Source organism: Streptomyces sp. NPDC048106 (assembly GCF_040706415.1).
In the GTDB taxonomy this organism is placed as follows: domain Bacteria; phylum Actinomycetota; class Actinomycetes; order Streptomycetales; family Streptomycetaceae; genus Streptomyces.
In genome coordinates, this window is the sequence record NZ_JBEZND010000003.1 from 263795 (window position 1) to 289949 (window position 26155).

The window sequence follows — 26155 nt, forward strand, 5'->3', positions numbered from 1 at the left end:
GCATTCTTGATGAAGAGCGGCGCGGCCGGCACTCGCGTCAACCGGCGCGTCCGCGCACTCCCCGTGACACCGTGAGCCGGGAGGCCGCCCAGAACACGAGGAGGGTCGCCAGGGCGAGCCCGGCGACGAGCGCGGCGCCGCCCACCACCTTCTCGTAGTCGCGCTGGGCGAGGCCGCCGATGATGTACGGGCCGAGCCCGCCGAGACCGACGTACGCCGCGATGGTGGCGGTGGAGATGATCTGCACGGCCGCCGTGCGCAGCCCGGAGAGGATCAGCGGCAGCGCGACCGGCACCTCGACCCGGAACAGCACCCGGGCCTCGGACATCCCCATCCCCCGGGCGGCGTCCACCGGGGCCGGGTCGACGGTGCGCACCGCCTCGTAGGTGGTGACCAGGATCGGCGGCACGGCGAGCACCACCAGCGGGATCATCACCGGCACCAGGCCCAGCCCCATCCAGAGGACCATCAGCACCAGCAGCCCGAAGCTGGGCAGCGCCCGCCCGGCGGTGGCGAGCAGCGCGAGCGCGTTGCCGCCCCGGCCGTAGTGCCCGGTGACCAGGCCGACGGGCAGCCCGATCACGGCGGCGAGCAGCAGCGCCTCCAGTGAGTAGGTGACGTGCTCGGCGAGCCGGGCCGGTATGCCGTCGTAGCCGTGCCAGTGGGCGCCGTCGCCGAAGAAGGAGTGGATGAGGTGCAGTACGTTCACCGGGTGGCGCCCTTCCTCGGCATCCAGGGGGTCAGCAGGCGGCGCGCGAGGACCAGCAGGGCGTCGCCGATGATCGCCAGCACCGCTGTGGTCAGGACCGAGTTGAGGGCCAGGGCCGGCCGGTGGTAGGCGTTGGCGTCGTAGAGCATGTTGCCCAGGGCGCCCTGGTTGCCGATGAGCATGCCGACGCTGACCAGCGAGAGGCTGGAGACCACCGCCACCCGCAGCCCGCCGATGATGGCCGGTGCGGCGATGGGGAGTTGGACCTGGAGATAGCGGCGCAGCGGGCCGAAGCCCATCGCCTCGGCGGCGGCCAGCGTCTCCCGCGGCACGGAGCGGACGCCGTCCACGATGCCGGGGACCAGCACCACCAGGCTGTAGACCGCGAGCGGGATCATCACCGTGGTCTCGCTCTGCCCGAAGTAGTCGATGAGGACGACGAAGAAGGCGAGCGAGGGGATGGAGTAGAGCACGGTGGTGAGACCGAGCACGGGCGGGTAGACCCAGCGGAACCTGGCGCAGAGCTGGGCGAGGGGCAGCGCGATGACCAGCCCGGCCAGCACCGGGATCAGCGCCTCGCGCAGATGCAGCCCGACGAGGCCGAGGTAGCTGTACTGGAGGTCGCTCGGCAGATCGAAGAAGCCGTTCATCGGGCGGCCTTCACATCGGCGCCCGCCCGGCCATGGGCCGCGCGGATCGCCTCCCCGATGACCTGCTGCGACACGACACCCACCGCGCGCCCCTCGCCGTCCACCGCGACGGCCCATCCGGTCGGCGACAGCACGGCCCCGTCGAGTGCGGTGCGCAGCGAGTCGGTGCCGGGCCGGAACGGCCGCCCGTGGTCGATGAGTCGAGCTGCGTCGAGGGGCCGGCCGGGTTCGGCCCAGCCGAGCGGTCTGCCGTCGGCGTCGGTGACCAGGAGGTAGGGGGCGCCGGACCCGGCGGCGAGCCGTTCGGCGTCCGCGTCGAGCGGGACGAGCGGCGCGGTCTCCAGCTCCAGTGTGTCGGACGGGAAGAAGGACAGCCGGCGGATCCCCCGGTCCGCGCCGAGGAAGTCCTCCACGAAGGCGTCGGCGGGCGCGCTGAGCAGCTCGGCGGGCGGGGCGAACTGGGCGAGGCGGCCGCCCTCGCGCAGCACGGCGACCATGCTGCCGAGCTTGATCGCCTCGTCGATGTCATGCGTGACGAAGACGATGGTCTTGCCCAGCTCCGCCTGGATCCTGAGCAGTTCGTCCTGGAGTCCCTTGCGGACCACGGGGTCGACGGCGGAGAACGGTTCGTCCATCAGCAGCACCGGCGGATCGGCGGCGAGCGCGCGGGCCACGCCGACGCGCTGCTGCTGGCCGCCGGAGAGCTGGTACGGATAGCGCTTGGCGAGCGAGGCGTCGAGGCCGACCCGCGCCATCAGCTCCGCGGCCCGGCCGCGCGCCTTCTGCTTGCTCCAGCCGAGCAGCCGGGGCACGGTGGCGATGTTGTCGAGGATGGTGCGGTGCTGGAAGAGACCGGCGTTCTGGATGACGTAACCCATCGAGCGCCGCAGGGAGTTGACCGGCTGCTGCCGGATGTCCGCGCCGTCCAGGAGGATGCTGCCCGCGGTGGGCTCCACCATCCGGTTGATCATCCGCAGGGTCGTCGTCTTGCCGCAGCCGGAGGGCCCGACGAGGACGGTGATCGCGCGGTCCGGTATGTCCAGCGACAGCCGGTCGACCGCGACCGTGCCGTCGTCGTACCGCTTCGTGACTGCATCTATCCGTATCAAAACGCCGAACACCCTTCGGGTTTGACAACTGTCCACCCGCCCGCGGCCCCGGTGCACGACGCGCGGGCCGTTGCCGCGTGAGTCTAGACGGCAACGGCCCGGTGTTCCCGGCGCGAACCAGGTGTGTCAGCTCTCCTCGGGCGCCAGTCGCAGCGAGACCGAGTTGATGCAGTAGCGCTGGTCGGTGGGGGTCGGATACCCCTCCCCCGCGAAGACATGCCCGAGGTGCGAGCCGCAGCGGGCGCAGCGCACCTCGGTGCGGACCATCCCGTGGGAGCGGTCCTCGATCAGCTCCACGGCGTCGGTGTCCTTCGGGTCGTAGAAGGACGGCCAGCCGCAGTGGGAGGCGAACTTGGTGTCGGAGGTGAACAGTTCGGCCCCGCAGGCGCGGCAGGAGTAGACGCCCTTGGCCGTGGTGTCCGTGTACTCACCGGTGAAGGCCGGCTCGGTCGCGGCCTGGCGCAGCACCGCGTACTCCTTCGGGCTCAGCTCCGCGCGCCATTGCTCGTCCGGCTTCTCGACGTCGTACGACATGGGTCTCGGCCCCTTACTGCTGCGACAGGCGGTCCAGGATCAGCGGGCCCAGGTCGGTCACATCGCCCGCGCCCATGGTGAGAACGAGATCACCGGGCCCGGCCATTCCCGCGATCACGTCCGGGATCGCGGCCTTGTCGTGCACCGCGGTGACCTCGGCGCCCGCGGCCCGCGCGGCCTCGATGATCAGCTCGCTGGTCACGCCCGGGATCGGGTCCTCGCGGGCCGGGTAGATGTCCAGGACCACCGAGGCGTCGGCGAGGGCCAGGGCCTGGCCCATCTCCTTGCCCAGCTCCTGGGTGCGGGAGAACAGGTGCGGCTGGAAGACGACGAGGATCCGGGCGTCCCCGACGGCGGCCCGCATGGCCTCCAGGTCGGCGGTCGTCTCGGTGGGGTGGTGGGCGTAGGAGTCGATCACCTGCACCCCGGCGGCCTCGCCCTTGAGCTGCAGGCGCCGCTTGACCCCGGTGTACGCGGCGAGCGCGGGCGCCAGCTCGGCGGCCGGGATGCCGAGCGCGGCCCCGGCGGTGAGCGCGGCGACGGCGTTGAGGGCGTAGTGCCGGCCGGGCACGGAGACCGCGAAGGTCAGCTCCTTGCCGTCGAGCACCACGGTGACCAGGCTCTTCAACCCCTGCGGCACGATGGCGGTGACCCGGACGTCGGCGTCCGCGGCCTCGCCGTACGTCACCGTCCTGACGGACCCCGCGAGGCGCCGGGTCAGCTCGCGCGCGCCCTCGTGGTCGGCGGAGATCACCAGGGTGCCGCCGGGCACGATCTTCCCCGCGAAGGTCTCGAAGGACTCGTAGATCTCGTCCATCGAGGCGTAGTTGGCGTGGTGGTCCAGCTCGACGTTGAGGACGATGGCGACCTCGGGGGCGTACTTGTGGAAGCTGCGGTCCGATTCATCCGCCTCGGCGACGAAGATGTCGCCCTCGCCGTGCAGGGCGTTGGAACCGGGCGCGTCCAGGTCGCCGCCGATGGCGTACGACGGCTTCAGGCCCAGCTCGCCGAGCGAGACGGCCAGCATCGAGGTGGTCGTCGTCTTGCCGTGGGTGCCGGCCACGGCGATCGGGCGCAGTCCCGCCATCAGCGCGGCCAGCGCGTCCGAGCGGTGCACGACCGGGATGCCCAGCTCGGCGGCGCGCGCCAGCTCCGGGTTGTCCTCACGGATCGCCGAGGACACGACGACGCAGTCGGCGTCGTCCGCGAGGTGCTCGGCCGCGTGCCCGAGGTGCACGGTGACCCCGAGCTCCCGCAGCGCCCGCGCGGTCGCCGAGTCCTTGGCGTCGCTGCCGGCCACCTCGGCCCCGCGCTGGGCGAGGATCTTCGCGATCCCCGACATCCCGGCGCCGCCGATGCCGATGAAGTGCGGTCGGTCCATGGCGGCAGGAAGGCCGGGTGCCATGCGTTTCTCCCCAGAGACGGTACGAGCTCGAACGGGTCCCAGCCTATGCGCTCGGGCCCCGCCTTCGGTGAAGGCCCTACGCCTTGCTGTGGGAGAACAGCTTCAGGACCGGCACGCCCACCTTGTGCCGGGCCCGCGAAGCCCAGTCCCGGTGGAAGAACTCCTCCACGTAGTGCGGGTCGGTGAGCACGATCACCTCGTCCGCGCCCACCTCCGCCACCATCGCCTTCAGCGCCTCCAGCGGGTGGTCCTCGACCAGCCGCCCGTCCGCCGCGCTGCCCGAGGCCCGCAGGGCGGTGACGGACACGTCCAGGGCCTGCCGCCCGACGCTCCGCGCGTCCTCCCCCTCCGGCGTCTCGTGCTCGCGCACCGCCTCGTCCAGCTCGCCGAGCGCGATGTCGTCGATGGCCCGCAGCAGGCGGTCCGCCTGGTCGCCGCGCGGCTGGAGGAGCACATGGAAGGTCACCGGCTCGTCGCCGTGCAACGTGGTGACGAACTCGACGTCCGCGGACGTCAGTGCCTTCTCGATCATCAGAACGCTTGTGAACACCAAACGCCTCTTCTCCTCCGGGGGCCACGGCAAGGCCCCTGCGGAAACCATCCTTCCCCGTGCCCGCACGGGTACTGCGGGTCTAAGTGTGCCCGCCGAAGCCTAAACGGAACGGCAGATTCCGCCGATTTTCAGGGCCGGCGGTAACGGCCGAACAGAAATCCGTCCTCTTCCAGGAGGGACACGAGTTCGAACCGGCGCGGCACGGCGACCGGCGGCCCCCCGGCGATGCGCTGGGCATCCCCCGCGGTGAGCGTCGGCGAGAGGGTCAGGCACAGCTCGTCCAGCACCTCGGCGGCGATCAACTGGCCGAGCAGCCGGGGGCCGCCCTCGGTGAGCAGCCGGGTGTGGCCGAGCCCGGCGAGGGCGCGTACCGCGCGGTCGGGGTCGACGCCCGTCCCCTCCCCGGCGACGATCACCCGGGCGCCCGCCTTCCCGGCGGCGGCGACCCGCTCGGGCGCGGCCGCGGCCCCGGTCAGGATCAGCGTGGGCACGTGGGGCGAGGTGAACAGGGGAAGCGAGAAGTCCAGGTCCAGGCTCGCGGTGACGACCGCGATGGCCGGGGCGGGTTCCTGCCCGGCGGCCTTGCGCGCCGCGGCGAACTCCGCCCGCGCGCGGGCCGGCCGGTACCCCTCCTGCCGTACCGTTTCCGCGCCGACGACCACGACGTCCGCGAGCGCCCGCAAGGTGCCGAAGATCCGCATGTCGGTGGCGCTGGAGATGGGCTGGGAGTGGCCGTCGTGCTGGGCGGCGCCGTCCAGGGAGGACACCATGTTGGCGCGCAGCCAGGGCCGGCCCGCCGGGTAGGCGTAGGCGGCGGCCAGCTCCGCCAGGCTCCACTCGTGGTCGGCGGCCACGGCGGCGCCACCGCTCCCGCCGGAGGCCTGGGCTGGTGTTTCGTCGGTCACAGGGAACAGGCGTCGCATGTCGTGCAGTCTGACACGGCGCTTAGCATGGGTAACCGTGTCGTCCTCCACCACCGCCCCCGGATCCAGCGCCCTGACCGACGCGGGCCCCTCCTCCCTCTGCCAGCGCGAGCCGCACGTCCCCGCGGACCGGCTGGTCGCCGAGATGGTGCCGCCGCCGCGCTTCGACTCGGTCCGCTTCTCGACGTACATACCGGACCCGAACCAGCCCAGCCAGAGCGAGGCCGTCACGGTCCTGGAGGGCTTCGCGGCCGGACTCGGCGGGGCGCACGCCTCCGGCGCGGGCCGGCGCGGCTTCCTCGGCTTCGGCCGGGCCAAGGCGCCCAAGGCCCCGGCGGGCCCCCGCGGCGTCTACCTCGACGGCGGCTACGGCGTCGGCAAGACCCACCTGCTCGCCTCCCTGTGGCACGCCACCCCCGCCGAGCCCTCCCGCAAGGCGTTCGGCACCTTCGTGGAGCTGACCAACCTGGTCGGCGCCCTCGGTTTCCAGCAGACCGTGCGGACCCTGTCCGAGCACCGGCTGCTGTGCATCGACGAGTTCGAGCTGGACGACCCGGGCGACACGGTGCTCGTCTCGACGCTGCTCGGCAAGCTGGTCGAGGCCGGGGTGGCGCTCGCCGCCACCTCCAACACGCTCCCCGGCAAGCTGGGCGAGGGCCGGTTCGCGGCCGCCGACTTCCTGCGCGAGATCCAGGGCCTGTCCGCCCACTTCCGCGCCCTGCGCATCGACGGCGAGGACTACCGCCACCGGGGCCTGCCCGAGGCACCGGCGCCGTTCAGCGACGAGCAGGTGACCAAGACGGCGTACGCCACCGCGGGCGCCTCCCTGGACGACTTCCCGCACCTGCTGGAGCACCTGGCCAAGGTGCACCCGAGCCGCTACGGCGCGCTGACCGACGGGCTGACGGCGGTCTGCCTCACCGACGTGCGCCCGGTGCCGGACCAGTCGACGGCGCTGCGCCTGGTGGTGCTCGCGGACCGGCTCTACGACCGCGAGGTCCCGGTCCTGGCGTCCGGACTCCCGTTCGACAAGCTGTTCAGCGAGGAGATGCTGAACGGCGGCTACCGCAAGAAGTACTTCCGCGCGATCTCCCGCCTCACCGCGCTCGCCCGGGACGCGAAAGGGCTCGTCGGCTCCTGACCAGGAGACTCGTCCCCCCATCGGGTGAATTGCGCCCCATGGGGGGCTTTGCCACGCTAATGTCTTTCTTGACCTCCTGTTGACCAATGCTTGGCCCGCACGAGAGGCGTGGACTCCATGCAGCCCCTCATCGACAACGCCCGGAAGTTCGGACACCGCCCCGAGGACTTCGCCCGGCTCGCCGACGGCCAGTCTCCGCAGGTCCTGTTCATCACCTGCTCCGACTCCCGCGTCGTCCCCGCCCTGATCACCGGCGCCCGCCCCGGCGAGCTGTTCGAGCTGCGCACGGCGGGCAACATCGTCCCGCCGCACACCTCCGCCCACCCCACCAGCGAGGCGGCCACCATCGAGTACGCCGTGGAGGTGCTCGGCGTCCGCGACATCGTGGTCTGCGGCCACTCGCACTGCGGCGCGGTCGGCGCGCTCGTGCGCGGCGACGACCTGACCGCCGTACCCGCCGTGCGCGACTGGCTGGCGCACGCCGCCCCGCGCCCGTCCGGGGCGCCCGAGGACCCGGAGGTCGCCGAGGCCGTGCAGTGCCATGTGCTCACGCAGTTGCTGCGGCTGCGCTCGTACCCGTGCGTGCGGCGGGGCCTCGAACAGGGCCGGCTGGGGCTGCACGGGTGGTACTACGAGGTGCACACCGGCGCGGTGCGGACCCACCGGCCGGAGACCGACTGCTTCGAGTCCCTCTGAGTCCGAGTCCCTCCGAGTCCGAGTCCCACCGGGTTCGGGCACCTCCGGGTTCGGGCATCTCCGGGTTGGGCCAAAAGTGGCATATCGTTGCATCGACAGATGAAACGGGCCTCTCTGTGAGGAGGTCGCCATGGTCCCGGAGCTGGTGGGGGCGATCGTCGCGCTGGTCTGCGTCGCCCTGGTGTACACGGGGATGGCGGCCCGCGTGGTCAAGCAGTACGAACGCGGGGTGCTGTTCCGGCTCGGCCGGGTCGCCGATGAGGTACGGCCGCCGGGCTTCACGCTGATCATTCCCTTCGTGGACCGGCTGGCGAAGGTCAACATGCAGATCGTCACGCTGCCGATCCCCGCCCAGGAGGGCATCACCCGCGACAACGTCACCGTGCGGGTGGACGCGGTCGTCTACTTCCGGGTGGTCGACGCGACGAGCGCGCTGATAAAGGTCGAGGACTACAAGTTCGCCGTCTCGCAGATGGCGCAGACCTCGCTGCGGTCGATCATCGGCAAGAGCGATCTGGACGATCTGCTCTCCAACCGCGAGAAGCTCAACCAGGGCCTGGAGCTGATGATCGACAGTCCGGCCGTGGGCTGGGGCATCCAGGTCGACCGGGTCGAGATCAAGGACGTCTCGCTGCCCGACACGATGAAGCGGTCCATGGCCCGCCAGGCCGAGGCGGACCGGGAGCGCCGGGCCCGGATCATCAACGCCGACGCCGAGTTGCAGGCCTCCAAGAAGCTCGCCGAGGCCGCCCAGCAGATGTCCGGCACCCCGGCCGCGCTCCAGTTGCGCCTGTTGCAGACGGTGATGGCGGTCTCGGCCGAGAAGAACTCCACGCTGGTGCTGCCGATCCCGGTGGAGCTGCTGCACTTCCTGGAGCGGGGCAACCGGGAGACCGCACCGGACGGCGAGGCCTCCGGGTCGGCGCCGCGCCGTGAGCAGGGCCCCCGGGAGATCACGCCGAACGGCGACGGGACGACGAGCCACGATCTCGGCGGAGCGACGCACCAGGATCTCGGCAGAACACCGGACCGGAAGCTCGACGGGACACTGGGCCCGGAGTGAGGGCGAGGCCGACGACGCGGCGCCGTGACCGGGGCCTTCGCTCCGGTCACGGCGCCGCGAACCACCGTCTGGTCAGACCGCGGTGCGGGCGGACAGCACCTCGGACCACGGCAGCCGGTTCTTGAACTCCTCGGGGAAGAGCGCCACGAGTTCCGGGGTGGGCATGCAGTCGACCACCAGGTGGATCCGGCGCTCGGTACCGAGGTTCTGCGCGTAGTGCGGACGGTCGAAGTCCGCGTACCAGAGCCGCCCCGGCGCCCCAGTTGCCCTGCGCCAGTCGCTGGCGAATCCGTCCACGTCGCTGAGCACGTCGTGGCAGTCCGCGTAGCGCGTCACGATCCACGAGCCGCAGCGCTCGCTCCAGAAGACCGGAGAGTTTTTCCGAAAGCCCCGGCCGGCGACTCATATACCTCAGTACTCGTAACGCATTACGGCGATGAGCATTTCCGATTTGAGGTCATCCCGCGGCTTCCCGCCGGATGCAAATAGCTTTGGTCAAACAAGGATCGGACACAAGAGGGCATGGATGTGTCCGAATTGACAGTTAATCCGTACCTGAGTACAGGGCACATTACATGATCGACGAAGGGACACCCGTGGCGAAGAAAGACCTGCGGCAGGTGCTGCGCCTGCCCCCGGGCGAACCCGTCGACCTGACCGCGCACGACGCGAGTGCCACCCCCGCCGCCCCCGGCGGCAAGAACACCTCGCTCGCCGACGCCGACCGCATGGGCGAGGAGCTGGCCGGACTCCAGGAGCGGCTGTGGGCGGCGGGCACCGCGGGCGACCGGCGCCGGGTGCTGCTGGTGCTCCAGGGCATGGACACCAGCGGCAAGGGCGGCACGGTCAAGCACGTGATCGGCCACCTCAACCCCTCGGGCTGCCGTATCCACGCCTTCAAGGCACCGACCGCCGAGGAGCTCCGGCACGATTTCCTCTGGCGGGTGCGGCGGGCGCTGCCCGAGCCGGGCGAGATCGGCATCTTCGACCGCTCGCACTACGAGGACGTCCTGGTCGCCCGCGTCCGGCACCTGGTCCCGCCCGCCGCGATCGGCAGCCGCTACGGCCGGATCAACGATTTCGAGCGCGCCCTCGCCGAGGACGGCGTGACCCTGGTCAAGTGCTTTCTCCACCTGTCCTACGAGGAGCAGCGCCGCCGGCTGCTGCGCCGCCTCGACCGCCCGGACAAGCGCTGGAAGTTCGCCCCCTCCGACATCGACGAACGCGCCCTGTGGCCCGCCTACCAGGAGGCGTACGAGCTGGCCCTCGAACGCTGCGCCACCCCGCCCTGGTACCTGATCCCCGCCGACCACAAGTGGTACCGGAACTGGGCCGTCGGCCGCCTGCTCCTCGAACACCTGCGGGAACTGGACCCCCGCTACCCGCGGTCCCGCCTCGATCTGGCCGAGTGCCGGGAGCGGCTGCTGAAGGAGACGTGAGCCGGCCCCGGCCGGGGGTACCCGGCGGGCATGCGCAAGGTCACCGAGTCGTACTGGCTGGGCACCGCCCCCGGATCCGCCCACCCCGCCCTGACCGAGGACACCGAGGCCGACGCGGCGGTGATCGGCGCCGGGATGGCCGGGCTGAGCACCGCGTACGAGCTGGCCAGGGCCGGGCTGCGGGTCGTCGTGCTGGAGGCCGGACGGGTGGCGGCCGGGGTCACCGGCCACACCACCGCCAAGCTGACCGCCCAGCACACCCTGGTCTACGACCGGCTGCGGCGCACCCGGGGGCCCGAGGGGGCGCGGCTGTACGCCCGTTCGCAGTCGGAGGCGATCGAGCACGCGGCGGACCTGGTGGCCGAGCTGGGCATCGACTGCGAGTGGGAGAACCGGGACGCGTACACCTACGTCCGGGACCAGGAGCGCGTGGACGAGGTGCGGGCGGAGGCGCGGGCCGCGCGGGAGGCGGGCCTGGACGCCTCGTTCACCACGGAGACCGGGCTGCCGTTCCCGGTGGCGGGCGCGGTGCGGGTGCGCGGGCAGGCGCAGTACCACCCGGTGAAGTACCTGCGGGCGCTCACCGAGGACCTCCTCGCCCGCGGCGGCCGGGTGTACGAGGCGACGCGGGTCGTCGGCCTGGACGAGGGCGGCGGCTCGGGACCCTGCCGGCTGACGACCGAGACGGGCCGTACCGTCACCGCCCGGGACGTCGTCGTCGCCACGCACTACCCGGTCTTCGACCGCGCCCTGCTCTTCGCCCGGCTGCACCCGCGCCGGGAACTGGTCGTCGCCGGACCGCTGGGCGACGGCCCCGACCCCGGGGGCATGTACATCACGCCCGAGGAGAACACCCGCTCGGTGCGCACCGCGCCGTACGACGGCGGGCGGCTGCTCGTGGTCACCGGGGAGCACTTCACGCCGGGCACCGGCGACCCGGGCGCCGGCTTCGACGGGCTCGCCGACTGGGCCACGCGGCACTTCCCCGGTGTGCGCCTCGACCACGCCTGGGCCACCCAGGACAACGACGCCACCGACACCGTGCCGCTGGTCGGCCCGCTGCACCCGGGCGCCCGGCACACCTATGTGGCCACGGGCTTCGGCGGCTGGGGCCTCAGCGGCGGCATCATGGCCGGGCTGCTGCTGACCGCGCTGATCACCGGCGGGGACAGCCCCTGGCGGGAGCTGTACGACCCCCGGCGCCTGAAGTCGGTGGTGCGCGAGGCGCCCGCGCTGCTCAAGACGCAGGCAGAGGTGGCCCGGCACTTCGTCGGCGACCGGCTGAAGCCGCCGGCCGACCTCGACGACCTCGCACCGGGGGACGGCGCGCTGGTCCGGGCCGGGGAGCAGCGGCTCGCCGTGCACCGCGACGACGCGGGCGCGCTGCACGCCGTCTCGGCGCGCTGCACCCACCTGGGCTGTCTGGTTGCCTTCAACCGCGCCGAACGCGCCTGGGAGTGCCCCTGCCACGGCTCCCGCTTCGACATCGACGGCCGGGTGCTCCAGGGGCCCGCGGTCCGGCCGCTGGAGCAGCGGGACATCGAGTGAGCCCGCGGGCGCGGCCCCGGTGCTTCCTGGGCCGACCGCCGCGCGGGTGACCGTACCGCCGCGCCATAGAACATATCGCCATACAAATGGGCAATCAGTCTTATTTTCGTAGGGTGATCCCACTAGCACGCCGTATCGCCGCCGTCTGTGCGCTGGGCTCGGCTCTCGCCGCCTGCGCCACCGCGGGCCCCACGGGCAGCACCCGCCCCGCCCCGGCCCGCTCCCCCGCCACCGCCTCCCCGTCCGCCACCCGCCCGCCCGTGCTCGCCTCGGGACCCGGCGGCCTCACCCCGGTCTTCGAGCACGGCCCGCGCGACCGGGGCAAGACCGTGGCGTTCACCTTCGACGCCGACATGACCGCCGACGAGGGCGCCCGCGCCGCCGCCGGCGAGCACTTCGACAACCCCGGTCTGATCGGCGCCCTGCGCACGCTGAAGGTGCCCGCGACCATCTTCATGACCGGCCGGTGGGCCGAGCAGTACCCGGACGAGGCCCGCGGCCTCGGCGGCGACCCGCGGTTCGAGATCGCCAACCACTCCTACAGCCACTACGCGTTCACGCCGAGCTGCTACGGCCTGCCGACGCTCGACGCCTCGGAGATGCGGGCGGACGTGGAGCGGGCCTACACCGCCTTCCGCAAGGCGGGCCTGCGCCACGCGCTGCCGTACTTCCGCTTCCCGGGCGGCTGCTACGACGACCAGGCGCTGCGTACGCTCGGCGGGCTCGGCATGACCGCGGTCCAGTGGGACGTGGTGAGCGGGGACGCGTTCGCCACGGACGCCGACGCGGTGGCCAAGCAGGTGCTGGACGGGGTGCGGCCGGGCTCGGTGGTCATCATGCACTGCACCCGCAGCGCCGCCCCGACCACGGAGACGGTCGTACGCGCCGTCGTGCCGGAGCTGCGCAAGCGCGGCTACCGGTTCGTCAAGGTCTCCGAGCTGATCGGCGAGACCAGCGGCCACCGCTGAGTCCGCTCAGGGCGTCCTGCGGGCGGTGAGCGCGCAGGCCACGGCGAAGGCCACGGCCGCCAGCAGGGCCGCCCCGGCCAGCGGCAGCAGCGGCACCGGCACCCGGCCGGACCGCGAACCGGTGACCAGGCCGCTGACCGCGGCCTGCGCCGGGGAGCCCGCGAGCACCGTCGCCAGCAGCGCGCCCAGCAGCATCGCGGGCACCGCGCGCCCGGTGGAGCGCAGCAGCGGCCAGTGGGTGAGCGCGCCGACGGCCGCGCCGAGCAGCGCGCAGGCGAGCACGGCCGACAGTCCGGCGGCGCCCGCGTCCAGGCGCGGCACCCGGACCCGGTCGCCGTTGCTCGCCGGGTCGCTGATCAGGGTGACGACGAGGGTCGCCGCCGTACCGAGGACGGCCGCGGCGGTCAGCGCCGTCAGCAGGCAGGCGAGGTGCGCCCTCGCGGGGCCGCGCGGCGCGGCCGCGACGGCGCGGGCGGCGGGCGGCTCGCCGGTGACGCAGATCCGCACCAGCCAGGCGGCCACCGGCAGCAGCCCGGCCGCCGTGTACCCGAGCGAGTCCAGCACCGGCTGACCGCTCTGCACACCCACCCCGAGGAACGCGGCGTACAGGATCACCGGGGCCAGCCAGCGCTGGGAGCGCAGCAGCAGTTCGGCGTGGTAACGCAGGAGTGCGGTCATGCCCGGCTCCCGGGGTCGTGGGCCGGTACGGCGTCGGGGGGCGGCGCGACGCTGACGACGTGCCAGGACGGTCGGGCCGTGAGCAGGGTGCGCAGCAGGACGTCGGAGCGGGCGGCGGGCACGGTCAGCCGGTGGCGGCCGGGGCCGGTCTCCTCGGCGGCGGTGACGAGCCGCGCCGCGTCGGGCGGCAGCCGCCCGCCGGACGCCCCCTGCACGACGACGACCGCGCGCGACCCGGTGGCCGGAACCGCGTCCGCCGTGCGGACTTCGAGCCCGCCGCCGGCCACGGTGTACGTCGCGTCCGGCGCCCCCGCCAGCCGTCGCGGGTCGTGGTCCACGAAGACGACGGCGCCGCCCTCGGCGGTCCGCTCGGCCACCGCCCGCTCCAGTTCGTCCCGAGCGTCGGCGTCGAGCCCGGTCCAGGCCTCGTCCAGGACCAGCAGCTCGGGGTCGGCGAGCAGTGCCTGCGCGACGGCGACCTTCTGGCTGCTGCCCTTGGACAGCCGCGCCATCGGCGTGCCGGCGTACGCTGCCGCGCCGAACCGCTCCAGCCAGGTACCGGCGGCGCGGGCGGCGGACGCGCGGGAGAGGCCGTGGACGGTGCCGAGCCGGGTCAGGTAGCCGGCGGCCGTGAAGGGCAGCGCGGACGGGAACCGCTCCGGCACGTAGGCCGTGCGGGGGCGGCCGGTGATCCGGCCCTCGGTGGGGGCGTCCAGCCGGGCGAGCAGCCGCAGCAAGGTCGACTTCCCGGTGCCGTTCGCCCCCTCTATCCGGGTCAGGGTGCCGGGGGCGATGGCGAGGTCGACGCCTCGTAACACCCACGGGCCGCGGACGCCGTAGCGGCGGCCCACGGCGGTCATGCGCAGGTCACGGTGCATGGGGTCATTCTTCTTCAGGGCGCCGCCGCGCGGGGGTGGTCCTCGCCATGCGGGACGTGCGTTGAACGGCGCGCGGGCGGCTCCGTAGGCTGGCCTGTCGTGAGCGATGTTCCGATCCCCGCCGAAGCCCCCCGCGACGAGGCCCGCCAGTTCGTGCTGCCCCTCGTCGTCCGCATAGAGCGCGACGCGCCGCCCGCCCGCACCGACGCGCTGGAGACCTCGGCGCGGGCGGTCCTGACGCTGCTCGGCGACGAGCGGTCGGTCGGCGACGGCGAGTGGGCCGAGGCCGTGCGGAACTGGGAGGACGCCCAGATCCGCAAGGTGGTCCGGCGGGCCCGCGGCGCCGAGTGGCGGCGCGCGGGGACGCTGCCCGGGATCACGGTGACCGGCAAGTCCGCGGAGGTACGGGTCTTCCCGCCGATCCCCCTGGACGGCTGGCCCAAGGACCTGGCCAAGCTCCAGGTGTCCGGCACCGAACTGGACGACCCCGAGCCGCCGTTGGACGCCGACCCCACCGCCCCCGTCCTGTGGCTCAACCCGGAGCTCGCGATGTCCGCCGGCAAGACCATGGCCCAGACCGGCCACGGCGCCCAACTCGCCTGGTGGGCCCTGCCCGACGACGCCCGCACCGCCTGGCGCGCCGCCGGCTACCCCCTCTCCGTCCGCACCGCCACCCCCGCCGCCTGGACCCGCCTCACCCACAGCGGCCTCCCCCTGGTCCGCGACGCCGGCTACACGGAGATCGCGCCCGGCTCGTGCACGGTGGTGGCGGATCATCCGGGGTTGCGGTGAGGGCCGTGGAACCTGACCGCGCGGCTGGCTCGGTTGGCGCTGACATCTGAACACGATCAGGCCGACTTCGTCCTCGCGGAGATCAGAGATGAAGCTACGCTCGCGGCATGGCTGACTACTTCCAGGTATCTACGGCAACTCCGACACGAGACCAGGCTGTTGAACTGGCGCGTACCGTCGTCAGCCGCCGCCTGGCGGCAGGTGCTCAGATCATCGGCCCGGTGATCTCCGCCTTTTGGCACGACGGGGAGTTCGGTACCGGCGAAGAGTGGCAGCTGCTCTTGAAGACCACTGCCGCCCGCTATCCCGAACTGGAAGCCCACATTTTGAAGCATCACCCGTGGCAGAACCCGGAACTCGCGGCAGTGCCGATCCAGGCAGGCTCCGAAGCCTGCCTGGAGTGGATCGCCGCCAACACGACACCAGCGGAGTAGGGCCTTTCTTTCGGATTCAGGTAGACCGCGCGACCGCCGACAAGATCCGAAAGACGCGGCAGATCCCCACCGACGTGCGCGCGAGTTGCTGCGTTAGGGTGCGCGCTGCACCGAGTTCGAGGGAGATCATGGAGACCGCCGCAGTGTCGTCGAAGACCGTCAGTACGCCCTTACGGATAGCGGCCTTCCGGCGGTTCGTGGCGGCCGATCTCATTTCCAAAACCGGGTCCGCGATGGCCCCCCTCGCGTTGGCCTACTCCGTGATCGAGGAGGGTGGAGGGGCCGGCTCGCTCGGGCTCGTGCTCGCCGTCAACACCGTTCCGACGATCCTCTTCCTGCTGCTGGGCGGCCTGTTCGCGGACCGTCTGTCGCGGAGCCGGATCCTGTTCCTCGGGAACCTGGTGGCGGCGGGCGCGCAGGGTGCGCTGGCGGTCACCGTGGCCACCGGCCAGGCGACGACGGTGTCGATCGCGGCGTGCGGCTTCGTGTCGGGGACGGCGGCGGCGTTCATCGTCCCGGCCACGCAGGGCACCGTCGCGCAGATCGTTCCCGGCGAACACCTCCAGCGGGCCAACGCGCTGCTCAGGCTGCCGGGCAACGCGGTGAAGGTGCTGGGCCCGGCCGTCGGCGGATTCGTCGTCGCCACGAGCAGCGCGGCATGGGCCCTGGCCTGGGACGCGTGCACCTTCGCCGTCGCGGCCGTCCTGCTGCTGGGCCTGCGCCTGGCGGTGCCACCCGCCGCGGCCGGCGGCGTCCTCGCCGATCTGCGGGCGGGCTGGAGGGGGTTCTGGTCCCGTACCTGGCTGTGGACGTACACGGCCGCCGGTACGGTCCTCGTCGCGGCCTGGCTGGCCGGCTTCCAGCTCCTCGGCCCCCTGGTCGCCGCCCGCCGGTACGCCGGGGCCCGCGACTGGGGTCTGGTCCAGGCGGCCTTCGCCTGCGGTCTCCTGGCGGGGACCCTGGTGTGCCTGCGGTGGAAGCCGTACCGGCTGCTTGCCGTCGCGGTCGCCGCGGGCGGTGGTCTCGCGCTCCCGCTGGCGGCCATGGCCTGGAGCGCGCCGCTGCCGCTGGTCCTGGTCGCCGCCCTGCTGGCGGGGGTCGGACTCGATGTCGCGATCGTCGCCTGGACCACCGCCTTCCAGCAGCATGTGCCGTCGGCGGAACAGGGCCGGATGAGCGCGTTCAACGGTGTCGGGGAGCGGCTCGCCATCCCCCTTGGCTATCTCGTCACCGCCCTCGCGGTCCACGTGTGGAGCGGCCAGGGTGTGCTGCTGGCATGCGCCGCGGTGATCGCCGCCACGACCGTGCTCAACCTCTGCGTGCCGGATCTGCACCGCGTCAACCGGCTCGCCTAGGACGCTCGGCCGGCCGAACCTCAAATGTTGCTCTGAAGGCGGCGCGGAGGGGATTCGGGGCCGGCCGCCGGGGTCATGTACGACACGTGCGCCGGGGGGCGGGAGGGGGACGGGCCGTGCGGAGACTGGGGACCGGCATCGGGTGGCGGCCGGAGATCGCGGAGGCCGTGGAGCGGATGCCCGGGATCGACTGGGTGGAGGTCGTGGCGGAGAACGTCTGCCCGGGCCATCTCCCCGAAGGGCTACGGCGGTTGCGGGAGCGCGGGGTGACCGTGGTGCCGCACGGCGTCTCCCTCGGCCTCGGCGGCGCGGAACGGCCCGACGCCGGCCGGCTCACGGCGCTCGCCGAACGCGCGGAGGCGCTCGGGGCGCCGCTGGTCACGGAGCACATCGCGTTCGTCCGGGCGGGCGGCGCGCTCACCGCCTCGCCGCGCCTGGAGGCGGGCCATCTGCTGCCCGGGCCGCGCACCCGGGACGCCCTCGACGTGCTCTGCGAAAACGTGCGCATCGCCCAGGACGCGCTGCCCGTGCCGCTCGCCGTGGAGAACATCGCCGCGTTGTTCTCCTGGCCGGACGAGGAGCTGACCGAGGGGCAGTTCCTGTACGAGCTGGCCGACCGGACCGGCGTACGCCTGCTCATCGACGTGGCCAACCTGCACACCAACCACGTCAACCGCGGGGAGGACCCGGCCGAGGCGCTGGCCGGGCTGCCGCTGGAGGCGATCGCGTACGTCCATGTCGCGGGCGGCGTCGAGCGGGACGGGGTGTGGCACGACAGCCACGCGCACCCGGTGCCGGACGCGGTGCTCGGCATCCTGGCCGACCTCGCCTCACGGGCCGCCCCGCCCGGAGTCCTGCTGGAGCGAGACGAGAACTTCCCCGAACCGGCCGAGCTGGAGCGGGAGTTGGCGGCTATCCGGGAGGTCGTGGAGAGCGGCGGACGGGTGGGGGCGCGGGCGCGGCCCGTCCCGTCGGCGCGGCCCGTCCCGTCGGCGCGTACGGATGACACGGGCGACACTGGCGACACTGGCGACACTGGCGACATGAACAGACCGGACGACACGGCCGACGTGCGTGCCCGGCAGCGCCTCGGGGTCGCGCAGGCCGCCGTGCTGTCCTCGCTGGTGGCCGGGACGCCCCTGCCCGAGGGGTTCGACCGGGCGCGGATGGGGGTGCAGGCGCGGGCGCTCGCGGCGAAGCGGGCGGACGTGGTGGCGAAGGTGGCACCGGAACTGCCGGTGCTGCTGGGGGCGTCGTACCGAAAGTCGTTCCTGGAGTACGCGCGGACGCGGCCGTTGGGTGGGGGCTACCGGCGGGACGCGCTGGACTTCGCGGGGTTCCTGCTGGACGGGGAGCGGGCGGGGGTGCCGAGGCGCGAGCTGCGGGAGTGGTGGCTGGACCGCTCCGGCCCGGCGCCGCGGGGACGGGTGGCCAGGGCCGCGCGCAGGGTGCTGTCGCGGCGGGCCTGAACGCGGATCCGGTACGCCCCCGGCGACCGCGGCCGGTGATCGCTACAGGTCGCCGACGGTGCCCGTCTCCACCCAGCGGACGACGCGGCGCCGGATGCGGTCGAGGAACTCCGGCAGGCTGTCGGCGGCCCTGTCGAACTCCGCGTCGTCCAGGGAGGCGGTCCGGGAGCGGTGGATCACGCCGCCCCAGTCGGCGACGTAGAGGATGCCCCCGCCGTCCGAGGCGATCACCATCCCCTGGAAATCGTCGGCTTCCGGGATGAAGACGGGCCCCTCCGCCGCGAGTCGGTCCAGGACGGCGCGCGCGGAGTGGACGAAGCAGCCGTTGCCCACGTCCGGCAGCGTCACTTCCCCGATCGACTCGTAGAACGTCAGCAGTTCCCCGAACCCCAGGCCCTCCCGGCCGTAGTCGCGGGCGGCCCGGAGGTCCTCTTCGCCGGCGATCCGGATCTCGTTCACGTCCGGCTCGTAGCCGTAGGTCTCCTCGAACGTCGCCATCATGGAGTTCAGGGCGTCCGTGATGTCGTCACGCCAACGGGACAGCCATGCGGCCGAGTACGCGAGCTGTTCCATGGCCCGGATCATGCCACCGCCCCCGCCGCCGACGGCAGGGCCCTAATCGAAAGGGTCCACTCCGTATGTGAAAAGTCCTGGCGTTCGCCCATGTCCCTGACATACAAAGCACCTCATGTTCTGGCTCCTCCTCCTGCTCCTTGCCTGGGCGTTCGCCGGTACGGCCGGTGTCCGGCTCTGTCTGGCGGCACTCCGCGACGCGGCCACGGACCGGGACTCCGCAGCGGTGGGCGATGCGCGGGAACTGACCCTGTACGAGGCGGCGTTCCTGTCCGGAGGACCGCGGCGCGTCGCCGACGTCACCCTCGTCTCCATGGCCCGCCAACGGCGCCTGCTCCTCGCCCACACCGGGTGGGCCACCGTCGTCGACCCGCACGGCCGGGACGACATGGAACGGTCCGTCATAGGTGCGATCGGCCCCGACGGCCAGTCGCGGATCGCGCCGGTGCGCACCCGTGCCGCCCGCGCGGACGCCGTACGACGCCTCGCCGACCGCCTCGTGCGCAGCGGGCTCGCCGTGTCCGACGCGGCGGCGGGCCGCACCGTCGGCGCGGCGGTCCGTCAGGTCCGGGTCGCCGCACTCGCCGTGGCGGTCCTCGCCGTCGCCGCGCTGCTGCTGCCCGTCCAGGCCGACACGTCCCGCCTGATGGTCGGCCTGTGGTTCCTCCTGCCGTTCACGCTGTCGCTGAGCTGTCTGGCCGTCGCCCGGTTCGAGGTGCACCCGTACTCGCCCTGGGCCTCCCCCGCCGGGCAGCGGCTGCTGGGCGCGCTGCCGCGTCAGCGCGGTGGCGCCGACCGGTCGTTGCTCACCTCCGTCGCCCTGCGCGGCATCCGCGCCGTCGGCGAACCGGAGCTGCGCGCCGCCTTCGCCCACCGCGACGCGCCACCACACCGTAGATAGGGGGCGCATCGGGGCGCGGGCGCCGACACCGGCCGGACGGTGCTTGCCTTCCCCGGCGCGGGAACGAAACATCCCTGGTGTCCGCCGCGGTGACCCGAAGGGATGCTGGATGAAAGCCGTCGCCCTCTGCTCGGCCGCCGGGTCCCTGCTGCTGGCCGCCCTGGCCGCCGCCCCGGCAGGGGGCGCGCCGGGCCGCTCCGGCGCCGCCGAACTGCGCGGTACCTTCGTGGCCGCCCTGCGCGCACGCGCCGCCGGGATCCACTACGGCGCCTGCGACCCCGCCGACGTGCCGGCGATCCCGCACTCCCCCGCCGGCCTGCGCTGCGGCACCGTCTCCGTCCCCCTCGACTACGCCCGCCCCGACGGCAGGCGGATCCGGCTCACCGTCAGCCGGACCCCGGCCACCGGGAAGGACGGCGAGCGCGCCGTCCCCCGGCAGGGTGCCCTCGTCTACGACCCGGGCGGCCCCGGCGCCTCCGGCATGTACTTCGCGCTGGCCGGCACGCTCCCCGCCTGGAAACGGATCGCGGCCGCGTACGACCTGGTCGGTTACGCCCCGCGCGGCGTGGGCCGGTCGGCGCCGCTGTCCTGTGAGGACCCGGAGCGGTTCGGCAGGACGCCCACCCAGGCGCCGTCGCACCCCTCCGAGTCGTACAAACGCCGGCGCGTCGCCGAGGCGAAGGCGTACGCCCGCGGCTGTGCCCGGCGCTCGGGCGGCGGGCTGCGCTTCTACAACTCCCTCGACAACGCACGGGACCTGGACGTCCTGCGGGCCGCGCTGGGCGAGGACCGGCTGACGTTCATGGGCGCGTCGTACGGCACCTACTACGGCTCCCTGTACGCGGCGATGTTCCCCTCCCATGTCCGCCGGATGGTGCTGGACGCGCCGGTGGACCCGGACCCGCGCGCGATCTGGTACCGCAGCAACCTCGTCCAGTCGGCCGCGTTCGAGCGGCGCTGGGCGGACCTGCGGGACTGGATCGCCCGGCACGACGACGTCTACCGGCTCGGGGACACGCGGCAGAAGGTGCAGGCGAGTTACGACAGGGCGGAGGCGCGGCTGGCCCGCGAGCCGGCGGGCGGGCAGACCGGGCCCGGCGAGCTGCGGCACGCGTTCCTGTCGGCCGCGTACTACGACGACTACTGGCCGAGCCGGGCCGCCGCGCTCTCCGCCTATCTGCACGGCGATCCGCGGCCGCTGACCGAGCTGGACCCGCCGGGCCGCACGTCGGCCGCGGCGGCGGAGAACAGCCGGGCGGTGTACACGGCCGTCGAGTGCAACGACGCGCCCTGGCCCGCGAACTGGGCGGTGTGGGACCGGGACAACACCCGGCTGGCCCGCGTCGCGCCCTTCGAGACCTGGGACAACGCGTGGCTGAACCTGCCGTGCGCCTACTGGCCGGCGCCCCGGCAACGGCCGCTGGACGTGCGCACCGCCCCCGGCGCGCTGCCCCCGGTGCTGATCCTGGCGGCCGAACGGGACGCGGCGGCGCCGTACCAGGGGGCGCTGGAGATGAACCGGCGGCTGGCCGGCTCCCTGCTGGTGACCGAGCGGGGCGCGGGCACGCACGGCATCGGGGGCGGCCCCAACGGCTGCGTCAACGGCTACCTGGAGCGCTATCTGCTTCAGGGCCGCGGCCCGGCACGGAACGCGTCGTGCGCGCCCCGCGCCGAACCCGAACCCGGGCCGGGCCGGAAACCGGCCGCGGGCTGAGGCTTATGCCAGTCCCGCTTACGCCAGTCCCGCTTACGCCAGCCCCGCCACCAGCTCAGCCACGTCCTTGCGGCGGCCGGTGAAGAACGGGATCTCCTCGCGGACGTGCATCCGGGCCTCGGAGCCGCGCAGGTGGCGCATGAGGTCGACGATGCGGGCCAGCTCGTTCGCCTCGAAGGCGAGGATCCACTCGTAGTCGCCGAGCGAGAAGGAGGCGACCGTGTTGGCGCGCACGTCCGGGAAGCCGCGGGCCATCTTGCCGTGGTCGGCGAGCATGCGGCGGCGGTCCTCGTCGGGCAGCAGGTACCAGTCGTACGAGCGCACGAAGGGGTAGACGCTCACGTAGTCGCGGGGCGTCTCGTCGGCGAGGAACGCCGGGATGTGCGAGCGGTTGAACTCGGCGGGGCGGTGCAGCGCCATGTTGGACCACACCGGCTCCAGCGCGCGGCCGAGCTTTGTCCGGCGGAAGAGGCTGTACGCCTCCTGGAGCTGGTCGCTGGTCTCCGCGTGCCACCAGATCATCACGTCCGCGTCGGCCCGCATGCCCGAGAGGTCGTACGTGCCGCGGATCGTCACGTCCTTGGCGGCGAGCTGGTCGAACAGCTCCTGGACCTCGTCGGCGTAGCCCGTGCGGTCCTCCGGCAGCACGTCCTTCAGCTTGAAGACCGACCACAGGGTGTAGCGGATGACATCGTTCAGGTCCTTGGCCAGCTTGCCCTTGTTGGGGATCCTGCCGGACTCGATGATGGGGGCGTCTTCACTCATGGTTCCTATTCTCCTGCTCCGCCGTGAAGGCTCTGCACCGGGTGGGCGGTCAGCTCCTCGACCCCGCGCAGATCACCGGACAGCTGGTCGACCGCCGCGTTCGCGCTCGCGACGCACGCGGGGACGCCCACGCCGTCGTACTGCGCGCCGCAGACCACGAGGCCCGGAAGCTTGGCGATGTGCTCGCGGATGCGGGCCACCCGCCCGTGGTGCCCGACCGGGTACTGGGGCAGCCCGTCGGTCCAGCGGGTGACCCGCGTCTCGACGGGCGCGGCCTCGACGCCGACGGCCTCGGCGAGGTCGTGCCGGGAGACGCCGACCAGGTCGGCGTCGTCCCGGTCGAGGACCGCCGTCTCGCCGTGGCGCCCGACGGAGGTGCGCAGCACGACCGTCTCCGGGTCCTCGTCGGCGATCCAGCCCCACTTCTGGGAGGCGAACGTCGCGGCCTTGATGGTGCGGCCGTCGACGGGCGGCACCAGGAAGCCGCTGCCCTCGGGGAGGGACAGGTCGGCGCGCCGGTAGGCGAGGGTGATCAGGGCCATCGAGGCGTACTCGACGGCGGCCAGCTCGGCGGCGGCCGCGGGGGACTCGGGGCGCAGCAGCCGCGCGGCGGCCGGGGCGGGTACGGCGAGCACCACGGCGTCGGCGTGCAGCGGCTGCCCGGCCGCGGTGATCCGCCAGCCGCCGGCGGGGTCACGGCGCAGCTCGGTGACGGGCGTGTCGGTGCGGATCTCGCCGCCGCGCGAGCGGACGGACTCGGCGACCGCGAGCGGCAGGGTGCCCACGCCGCCCTCGATGCCCATGAAGACGGGCCCGGTCTGCTGCTGGGCGGCCGCCTTGTCCTGGATCTCGCGGACCCCCTCGGTGAGGGAGGCGTGCGCGCGGGCGGCCTGGAAGAGCTGGGGGACGGCGGAGCGCATCGAGATGCGGTACGCGTCGCCCGCGTACACCCCGCCGAGCAGGGGTTCGACCAGGCGGTCGACGACCTCGCGGCCGAGCCGGGCCGCCACGTACTCCCCCACCGCCACGTCGTCGCCGACCTCGGTGCGGGGCAGGACGGCGTCCTGCTCGATGCGGGCCAGGCCGTCCTCGGACAGGACGCCGGCGAGCGCGGCGGCGGTGCCGGGCACGCCCATGACGTGGCCCTTGGGCATGGGGCGCAGCGCGCCGCGGGTCCAGATGGCGCCGCCCGCGACGGCCGGGGGCTGGAGCCGGCGGTCGAGGCCGACCTCGCGGGCGAGGGTCACGGCCTCGGGGCGGCGGGCCAGCATCGACTCGGCGCCGAGGTCGACCCGGACGCCCGCGATCTCGCCGGGCAGCAGCTTGCCGCCGACCCGCTCGGACGCCTCCAGCACCGTCACCCGCGCGCCGCGCGCCAGCAGCCGGTGGGCGGCGGCCAGACCGGCGATACCGGCTCCGATGACGACGACGTGCCCCGAACTCGTACCCGTTGCGCTCATGCCCCCACTCTCTCAGACCCCTCCGACAGTCCGGACAGGGCCGTAGGTCCCTCGGCCGCAGGCCACAGGAGGCCCACCGGCCCGAAGGCCGCGGTCCCCCGCGTGCCGCCGCCGTGACCCTTTAGCGTGTTCCCATGAGCATGCATCAGGGGCGGGAGCGGCTGGTCGTCGTCGGCGGGGACGCCGCGGGCATGTCGGCGGCGTCGCAGGCGCGACGGCGGAAGGGGCCCGAGGAGCTGGAGATCGTGGCGTTCGAGCGCGGTCACTTCACCTCGTTCTCGGCGTGCGGCATCCCCTACTGGGTGGGCGGCGCGGTCCCCGAGCGGGACGACCTGATCGCCCGCACCCCCGAGGAGCACCGCGCCCGGGACATCGACCTGCGGCTGCGCACCGAGGTCACGGAGATCGACGTCCCGGGACAGCGGGTGCGCGCGCGGGAGGTGGATTCCGGCGCCGAGTCGTGGACGTCGTACGACAAACTGGTGATCGCCACCGGTGCCCGCCCGGTCCGCCCGGAGCTGCCGGGCGCGGACGCCCCCGGGGTGCACGGGGTGCAGACCCTGGACGACGGACAGGCGCTGCTCGACACCCTGGCCCGCGCCCGGGGCCGGCGCGCGGTGGTCGTGGGCGCCGGGTACATCGGCGTGGAGATGGCCGAGGCGCTGATCGACCGGGGCTTCGAGGTGACGGTCGTCAACCGCGGTCAGGAGCCGATGTCGACCCTCGACCCGGACATGGGCCGCCTGGTGCACCGCGCCATGGAGGGCCTCGGCATCACCATGGTGAACGGCGCCGAGGTCACCAAGATCCTCACCGGCGCGGACGGCCGGGCGCGCGCGGTGGCCACCCAGCACGCCGAGTACCCGGCCGACGTGGTGGTCCTCGGCATCGGCGTCCGCCCGCAGACCTCGCTCGCGCGGGCCGCCGGGCTGCCGCTCGGCGCCCACGGCGGGCTGCTCACCGACCTGGCCATGCGGGTGCGCGGCCACGAGAACATCTGGGCGGGCGGCGACTGCGTGGAGGTGCTGAACCTGGTCTCCGGGCAGGAGCAGTACGTCCCGCTGGGCACCCACGCCAACAAGCACGGCCAGGTCATCGGCACCAACGCGGGCGGCGGCTACGCGACCTTCCCGGGCGTGGTCGGCACCGCGGTGAGCAAGGTCTGCGACCTGGAGATCGCCCGCACCGGTCTGCGCGAGAAGGACGCGCGCCGGGTGGGCCTGGAGTTCGAGGCGGTGACCATCGAGTCGACCAGCCGGGCCGGCTACTACCCGGGGGCCTCCCCGATGACGGTCAAGATGCTCGCCGAGCGCCGCACCGGACGGCTGCTGGGCGTGCAGATCGTGGGGCGGGAGGGCGCGGCCAAGCGGGTGGACATCGCGGCGGTGGCGCTGACCGCGCGGATGACGGTGGAGCAGATGACCGCCCTGGACCTCGGCTACGCACCGCCGTTCTCGCCGGTGTGGGACCCGGTCCTGGTGGCGGCGCGCAAGGCGGCCCGGACGGTGGGCGGCGGCTGACCGGCGCCGGGATCACCCGGTCGGCCGAGGCCCGGCCGGGCACTACTCCTGTGTGGTCATCCCCGTCCATGACATCAATCCGGTGCGCCGCACCCCCTGGGTGACGTACGCACTGATCGTCGCGAACGTCCTCGTGTTCCTGTCGACGCCCGGCATGGCCGGCTCCCTGACCGGCGGCGGGAGTCTGGCGCAGACGTGCCATCTGGAGGCCTTCATGGACCGCTTCGCGGCGGTCCCGAGGGAGCTGATCCACCATCAGCTTCCGCAACTGGTGCCGACGGGCCAGGTCGGCGTCGGCCCGCAGGGTCCCGGCTGCGTGGTGGCACCGCCCGACTTCCACAAGTCGCCGCCGCTGTCGGTGTTCACGGCGATGTTCGTGCACGGCGGCTGGCTGCACCTGCTGGGCAACATGCTGTTCCTGCTGATCTTCGGCAACAACGTCGAGGACCGGATGGGCCACATCCGCTTCTTCGTCTTCTACGTCGTCTGCGGCTACGCGGCCGGGTACGGCTTCGCGCTGCTCAACGCCGCTTCGGCCGACCCGCTGATCGGCGCGTCCGGGGCGATCGCCGGGGTGCTCGGCGCCTACATCGTGCTGTGGCCCCGGGCGCGGGTGTGGGTGCTGGTGCCGTTCCTGGTGTTCCTGCCGCTGCGGCTGCCGGCCTGGCTGGTGCTGGGCTTCTGGTTCGTGCTCCAGGCCGTCTACTCGTCCGGGCAGGGGGTCTCCGACACCGGGACGGTGGCGTACGTGGCCCACGTGATCGGCTTCGTGGTGGGCCTGCTCATCGCCCTGCCCCTCAGACCCGGCACCCCGCCCCCGCCGGAGCCGCCCGGCCTGCTGTTCGGCAGGCGCGCGCGGCCCTACCGGACGTGGTGAC

Annotated in this window: 27 protein-coding genes; 14 read left to right on the top strand and 13 right to left on the bottom strand. The window is 73.3% G+C overall.

Going from position 1 to position 26155, the window contains the following annotated elements:
- Positions 1-37: 37 nt before the first annotated feature.
- From AB0927_RS04340 to AB0927_RS04370, 7 genes are all read right to left on the bottom strand, one after another.
- Positions 38-709, bottom strand: a complete 672-nt coding sequence (locus AB0927_RS04340; protein ID WP_366665979.1) for an ABC transporter permease — start codon at positions 707-709, stop codon at positions 38-40.
- On the bottom strand, positions 706-1359 hold the full coding sequence (locus AB0927_RS04345) for an ABC transporter permease subunit (protein ID WP_366665980.1): 654 nt from the start codon (positions 1357-1359) through the stop codon (positions 706-708). Before AB0927_RS04345 ends, AB0927_RS04340 begins: the two co-directional genes overlap by 4 nt.
- Positions 1356-2468 (bottom strand): ABC transporter ATP-binding protein, encoded by a 1113-nt coding sequence (locus AB0927_RS04350; protein WP_366665981.1) that lies wholly within the window; start codon positions 2466-2468, stop codon positions 1356-1358. Before AB0927_RS04350 ends, AB0927_RS04345 begins: the two co-directional genes overlap by 4 nt.
- Before the next feature lie 126 nt (positions 2469-2594).
- Entirely contained in the window at positions 2595-3002 is a 408-nt protein-coding gene (msrB, locus tag AB0927_RS04355) for a peptide-methionine (R)-S-oxide reductase MsrB (RefSeq protein ID WP_366665982.1), read from the bottom strand.
- A gap of 13 nt (positions 3003-3015) precedes the next feature.
- Positions 3016-4407, bottom strand: a complete 1392-nt coding sequence (gene murC / locus AB0927_RS04360) for a UDP-N-acetylmuramate--L-alanine ligase (protein ID WP_366665983.1) — start codon at positions 4405-4407, stop codon at positions 3016-3018.
- 76 nt (positions 4408-4483) lie between these two features.
- Positions 4484-4957 (bottom strand): indole-3-glycerol phosphate synthase, encoded by a 474-nt coding sequence (locus AB0927_RS04365; RefSeq protein WP_366665984.1) that lies wholly within the window; start codon positions 4955-4957, stop codon positions 4484-4486.
- Between the two features lie 131 nt (positions 4958-5088).
- Positions 5089-5883 (bottom strand): pyrimidine reductase family protein, encoded by a 795-nt coding sequence (locus AB0927_RS04370; protein ID WP_366665985.1) that lies wholly within the window; start codon positions 5881-5883, stop codon positions 5089-5091.
- Between the two features lie 37 nt (positions 5884-5920).
- On the opposite strand from AB0927_RS04370, the gene zapE reads away from it, so the two are divergent.
- From zapE to AB0927_RS04385, 3 genes are all read left to right on the top strand, one after another.
- Complete coding sequence (gene zapE / locus AB0927_RS04375) at positions 5921-7024, top strand: cell division protein ZapE (RefSeq protein ID WP_366665986.1); 1104 nt, start codon at positions 5921-5923, stop codon at positions 7022-7024.
- A 117-nt stretch (positions 7025-7141) separates the two neighbouring features.
- Entirely contained in the window at positions 7142-7720 is a 579-nt protein-coding gene (locus tag AB0927_RS04380) for a carbonic anhydrase (RefSeq protein WP_366665987.1), read from the top strand.
- 130 nt (positions 7721-7850) lie between these two features.
- On the top strand, positions 7851-8783 hold the full coding sequence (locus AB0927_RS04385) for a slipin family protein (protein ID WP_366665988.1): 933 nt from the start codon (positions 7851-7853) through the stop codon (positions 8781-8783).
- A 72-nt stretch (positions 8784-8855) separates the two neighbouring features.
- Here the strand turns inward: AB0927_RS04385 and AB0927_RS04390 are convergent, their stop codons facing one another.
- Positions 8856-9119 (bottom strand): hypothetical protein, encoded by a 264-nt coding sequence (locus tag AB0927_RS04390; RefSeq protein ID WP_366665989.1) that lies wholly within the window; start codon positions 9117-9119, stop codon positions 8856-8858.
- A gap of 260 nt (positions 9120-9379) precedes the next feature.
- Here AB0927_RS04390 and AB0927_RS04395 point away from each other — a divergent pair, with 260 nt between their 5' ends.
- The 3 genes from AB0927_RS04395 to AB0927_RS04405 all read left to right on the top strand — a co-directional run bounded on the left by AB0927_RS04395 (position 9380) and on the right by AB0927_RS04405 (position 12738).
- On the top strand, positions 9380-10222 hold the full coding sequence (locus tag AB0927_RS04395; protein WP_366665990.1) for a PPK2 family polyphosphate kinase: 843 nt from the start codon (positions 9380-9382) through the stop codon (positions 10220-10222).
- Positions 10223-10252: 30 nt separating this feature from the next.
- Positions 10253-11770 carry an FAD-dependent oxidoreductase gene (locus AB0927_RS04400; RefSeq protein WP_366665991.1) on the top strand — a complete coding sequence of 506 codons (1518 nt, stop codon included), beginning with the start codon at positions 10253-10255 and terminating at the stop codon, positions 11768-11770.
- Positions 11771-11883: 113 nt separating this feature from the next.
- Positions 11884-12738, top strand: a complete 855-nt coding sequence (locus tag AB0927_RS04405; protein WP_366665992.1) for a polysaccharide deacetylase family protein — start codon at positions 11884-11886, stop codon at positions 12736-12738.
- 6 nt (positions 12739-12744) lie between these two features.
- Here AB0927_RS04405 and AB0927_RS04410 read toward each other — a convergent pair whose 3' ends face one another.
- Complete coding sequence (locus AB0927_RS04410; RefSeq protein ID WP_366665993.1) at positions 12745-13416, bottom strand: ABC transporter; 672 nt, start codon at positions 13414-13416, stop codon at positions 12745-12747.
- Complete coding sequence (locus AB0927_RS04415) at positions 13413-14294, bottom strand: ATP-binding cassette domain-containing protein (protein ID WP_366665994.1); 882 nt, start codon at positions 14292-14294, stop codon at positions 13413-13415. Before AB0927_RS04415 ends, AB0927_RS04410 begins: the two co-directional genes overlap by 4 nt.
- Before the next feature lie 99 nt (positions 14295-14393).
- On the opposite strand from AB0927_RS04415, the gene AB0927_RS04420 reads away from it, so the two are divergent.
- The 4 genes from AB0927_RS04420 (at position 14394) to AB0927_RS04435 (ending at position 18344) form a co-directional block, all read left to right on the top strand.
- Positions 14394-15086, top strand: a complete 693-nt coding sequence (locus AB0927_RS04420; protein ID WP_366665995.1) for a peptidyl-tRNA hydrolase — start codon at positions 14394-14396, stop codon at positions 15084-15086.
- Between the two features lie 107 nt (positions 15087-15193).
- A complete protein-coding gene (gene cutA / locus AB0927_RS04425) occupies positions 15194-15520 on the top strand; it encodes a divalent-cation tolerance protein CutA (RefSeq protein WP_366665996.1) in 327 nt (108 codons plus the stop codon).
- A 128-nt stretch (positions 15521-15648) separates the two neighbouring features.
- Positions 15649-16875 carry an MFS transporter gene (locus AB0927_RS04430; protein ID WP_366665997.1) on the top strand — a complete coding sequence of 409 codons (1227 nt, stop codon included), beginning with the start codon at positions 15649-15651 and terminating at the stop codon, positions 16873-16875.
- A 116-nt stretch (positions 16876-16991) separates the two neighbouring features.
- Positions 16992-18344 carry a DUF692 domain-containing protein gene (locus AB0927_RS04435; protein ID WP_366665998.1) on the top strand — a complete coding sequence of 451 codons (1353 nt, stop codon included), beginning with the start codon at positions 16992-16994 and terminating at the stop codon, positions 18342-18344.
- A 42-nt stretch (positions 18345-18386) separates the two neighbouring features.
- On the opposite strand, the gene AB0927_RS04440 is transcribed toward AB0927_RS04435, so the two are convergent.
- The gene (locus AB0927_RS04440) at positions 18387-18917 is read right to left on the bottom strand and encodes a hypothetical protein (protein ID WP_366665999.1); all 531 of its coding nucleotides are present in this window, start codon (positions 18915-18917) and stop codon (positions 18387-18389) included.
- Positions 18918-19032: 115 nt separating this feature from the next.
- On the opposite strand from AB0927_RS04440, the gene AB0927_RS04445 reads away from it, so the two are divergent.
- Positions 19033-19818, top strand: coding sequence for a TIGR04222 domain-containing membrane protein (locus tag AB0927_RS04445; RefSeq protein WP_366666000.1), 786 nt, complete (start codon positions 19033-19035; stop codon positions 19816-19818).
- Between the two features lie 109 nt (positions 19819-19927).
- Positions 19928-21532, top strand: coding sequence for an alpha/beta hydrolase (locus AB0927_RS04450; RefSeq protein ID WP_366666001.1), 1605 nt, complete (start codon positions 19928-19930; stop codon positions 21530-21532).
- A gap of 33 nt (positions 21533-21565) precedes the next feature.
- Here AB0927_RS04450 and hemQ read toward each other — a convergent pair whose 3' ends face one another.
- Positions 21566-22297, bottom strand: coding sequence for a hydrogen peroxide-dependent heme synthase (gene hemQ, locus AB0927_RS04455; RefSeq protein ID WP_366666002.1), 732 nt, complete (start codon positions 22295-22297; stop codon positions 21566-21568).
- Between the two features lie 5 nt (positions 22298-22302).
- Positions 22303-23757: a protoporphyrinogen oxidase gene (gene hemG, locus AB0927_RS04460; protein WP_366666003.1), complete on the bottom strand. Its 1455-nt coding sequence runs from the start codon at positions 23755-23757 to the stop codon at positions 22303-22305.
- A gap of 134 nt (positions 23758-23891) precedes the next feature.
- Here hemG and AB0927_RS04465 point away from each other — a divergent pair, with 134 nt between their 5' ends.
- Both AB0927_RS04465 and AB0927_RS04470 read left to right on the top strand, forming a co-directional pair.
- On the top strand, positions 23892-25277 hold the full coding sequence (locus AB0927_RS04465; RefSeq protein ID WP_366666004.1) for an FAD-dependent oxidoreductase: 1386 nt from the start codon (positions 23892-23894) through the stop codon (positions 25275-25277).
- Between the two features lie 52 nt (positions 25278-25329).
- Positions 25330-26154, top strand: a complete 825-nt coding sequence (locus AB0927_RS04470) for a rhomboid family intramembrane serine protease (RefSeq protein ID WP_366666005.1) — start codon at positions 25330-25332, stop codon at positions 26152-26154.
- Position 26155 lies beyond the last annotated feature (1 nt).

What these genes read in the sequence shown, in the direction of transcription:
- AB0927_RS04465 (WP_366666004.1), top strand. Translation starts at nt 23,892, where the DNA reads ATGAGCATGCATCAGGGGCGGGAGCGGCTGGTCGTCGTCGGCGGGGAC.
- hemG (WP_366666003.1), bottom strand. Translation starts at nt 23,757, where the DNA reads ATGAGCGCAACGGGTACGAGTTCGGGGCACGTCGTCGTCATCGGAGCC.
- msrB (WP_366665982.1), bottom strand. Translation starts at nt 3,002, where the DNA reads ATGTCGTACGACGTCGAGAAGCCGGACGAGCAATGGCGCGCGGAGCTG.
- cutA (WP_366665996.1), top strand. Translation starts at nt 15,194, where the DNA reads ATGGCTGACTACTTCCAGGTATCTACGGCAACTCCGACACGAGACCAG.
- AB0927_RS04400 (WP_366665991.1), top strand. Translation starts at nt 10,253, where the DNA reads ATGCGCAAGGTCACCGAGTCGTACTGGCTGGGCACCGCCCCCGGATCC.
- AB0927_RS04445 (WP_366666000.1), top strand. Translation starts at nt 19,033, where the DNA reads ATGTTCTGGCTCCTCCTCCTGCTCCTTGCCTGGGCGTTCGCCGGTACG.
- AB0927_RS04440 (WP_366665999.1), bottom strand. Translation starts at nt 18,917, where the DNA reads ATGGAACAGCTCGCGTACTCGGCCGCATGGCTGTCCCGTTGGCGTGAC.
- AB0927_RS04450 (WP_366666001.1), top strand. Translation starts at nt 19,928, where the DNA reads ATGAAAGCCGTCGCCCTCTGCTCGGCCGCCGGGTCCCTGCTGCTGGCC.
- hemQ (WP_366666002.1), bottom strand. Translation starts at nt 22,297, where the DNA reads ATGAGTGAAGACGCCCCCATCATCGAGTCCGGCAGGATCCCCAACAAG.
- AB0927_RS04385 (WP_366665988.1), top strand. Translation starts at nt 7,851, where the DNA reads ATGGTCCCGGAGCTGGTGGGGGCGATCGTCGCGCTGGTCTGCGTCGCC.
- AB0927_RS04415 (WP_366665994.1), bottom strand. Translation starts at nt 14,294, where the DNA reads ATGCACCGTGACCTGCGCATGACCGCCGTGGGCCGCCGCTACGGCGTC.
- AB0927_RS04370 (WP_366665985.1), bottom strand. Translation starts at nt 5,883, where the DNA reads ATGCGACGCCTGTTCCCTGTGACCGACGAAACACCAGCCCAGGCCTCC.
- AB0927_RS04345 (WP_366665980.1), bottom strand. Translation starts at nt 1,359, where the DNA reads ATGAACGGCTTCTTCGATCTGCCGAGCGACCTCCAGTACAGCTACCTC.
- AB0927_RS04410 (WP_366665993.1), bottom strand. Translation starts at nt 13,416, where the DNA reads ATGACCGCACTCCTGCGTTACCACGCCGAACTGCTGCTGCGCTCCCAG.
- AB0927_RS04380 (WP_366665987.1), top strand. Translation starts at nt 7,142, where the DNA reads ATGCAGCCCCTCATCGACAACGCCCGGAAGTTCGGACACCGCCCCGAG.
- AB0927_RS04430 (WP_366665997.1), top strand. Translation starts at nt 15,649, where the DNA reads ATGGAGACCGCCGCAGTGTCGTCGAAGACCGTCAGTACGCCCTTACGG.
- murC (WP_366665983.1), bottom strand. Translation starts at nt 4,407, where the DNA reads ATGGCACCCGGCCTTCCTGCCGCCATGGACCGACCGCACTTCATCGGC.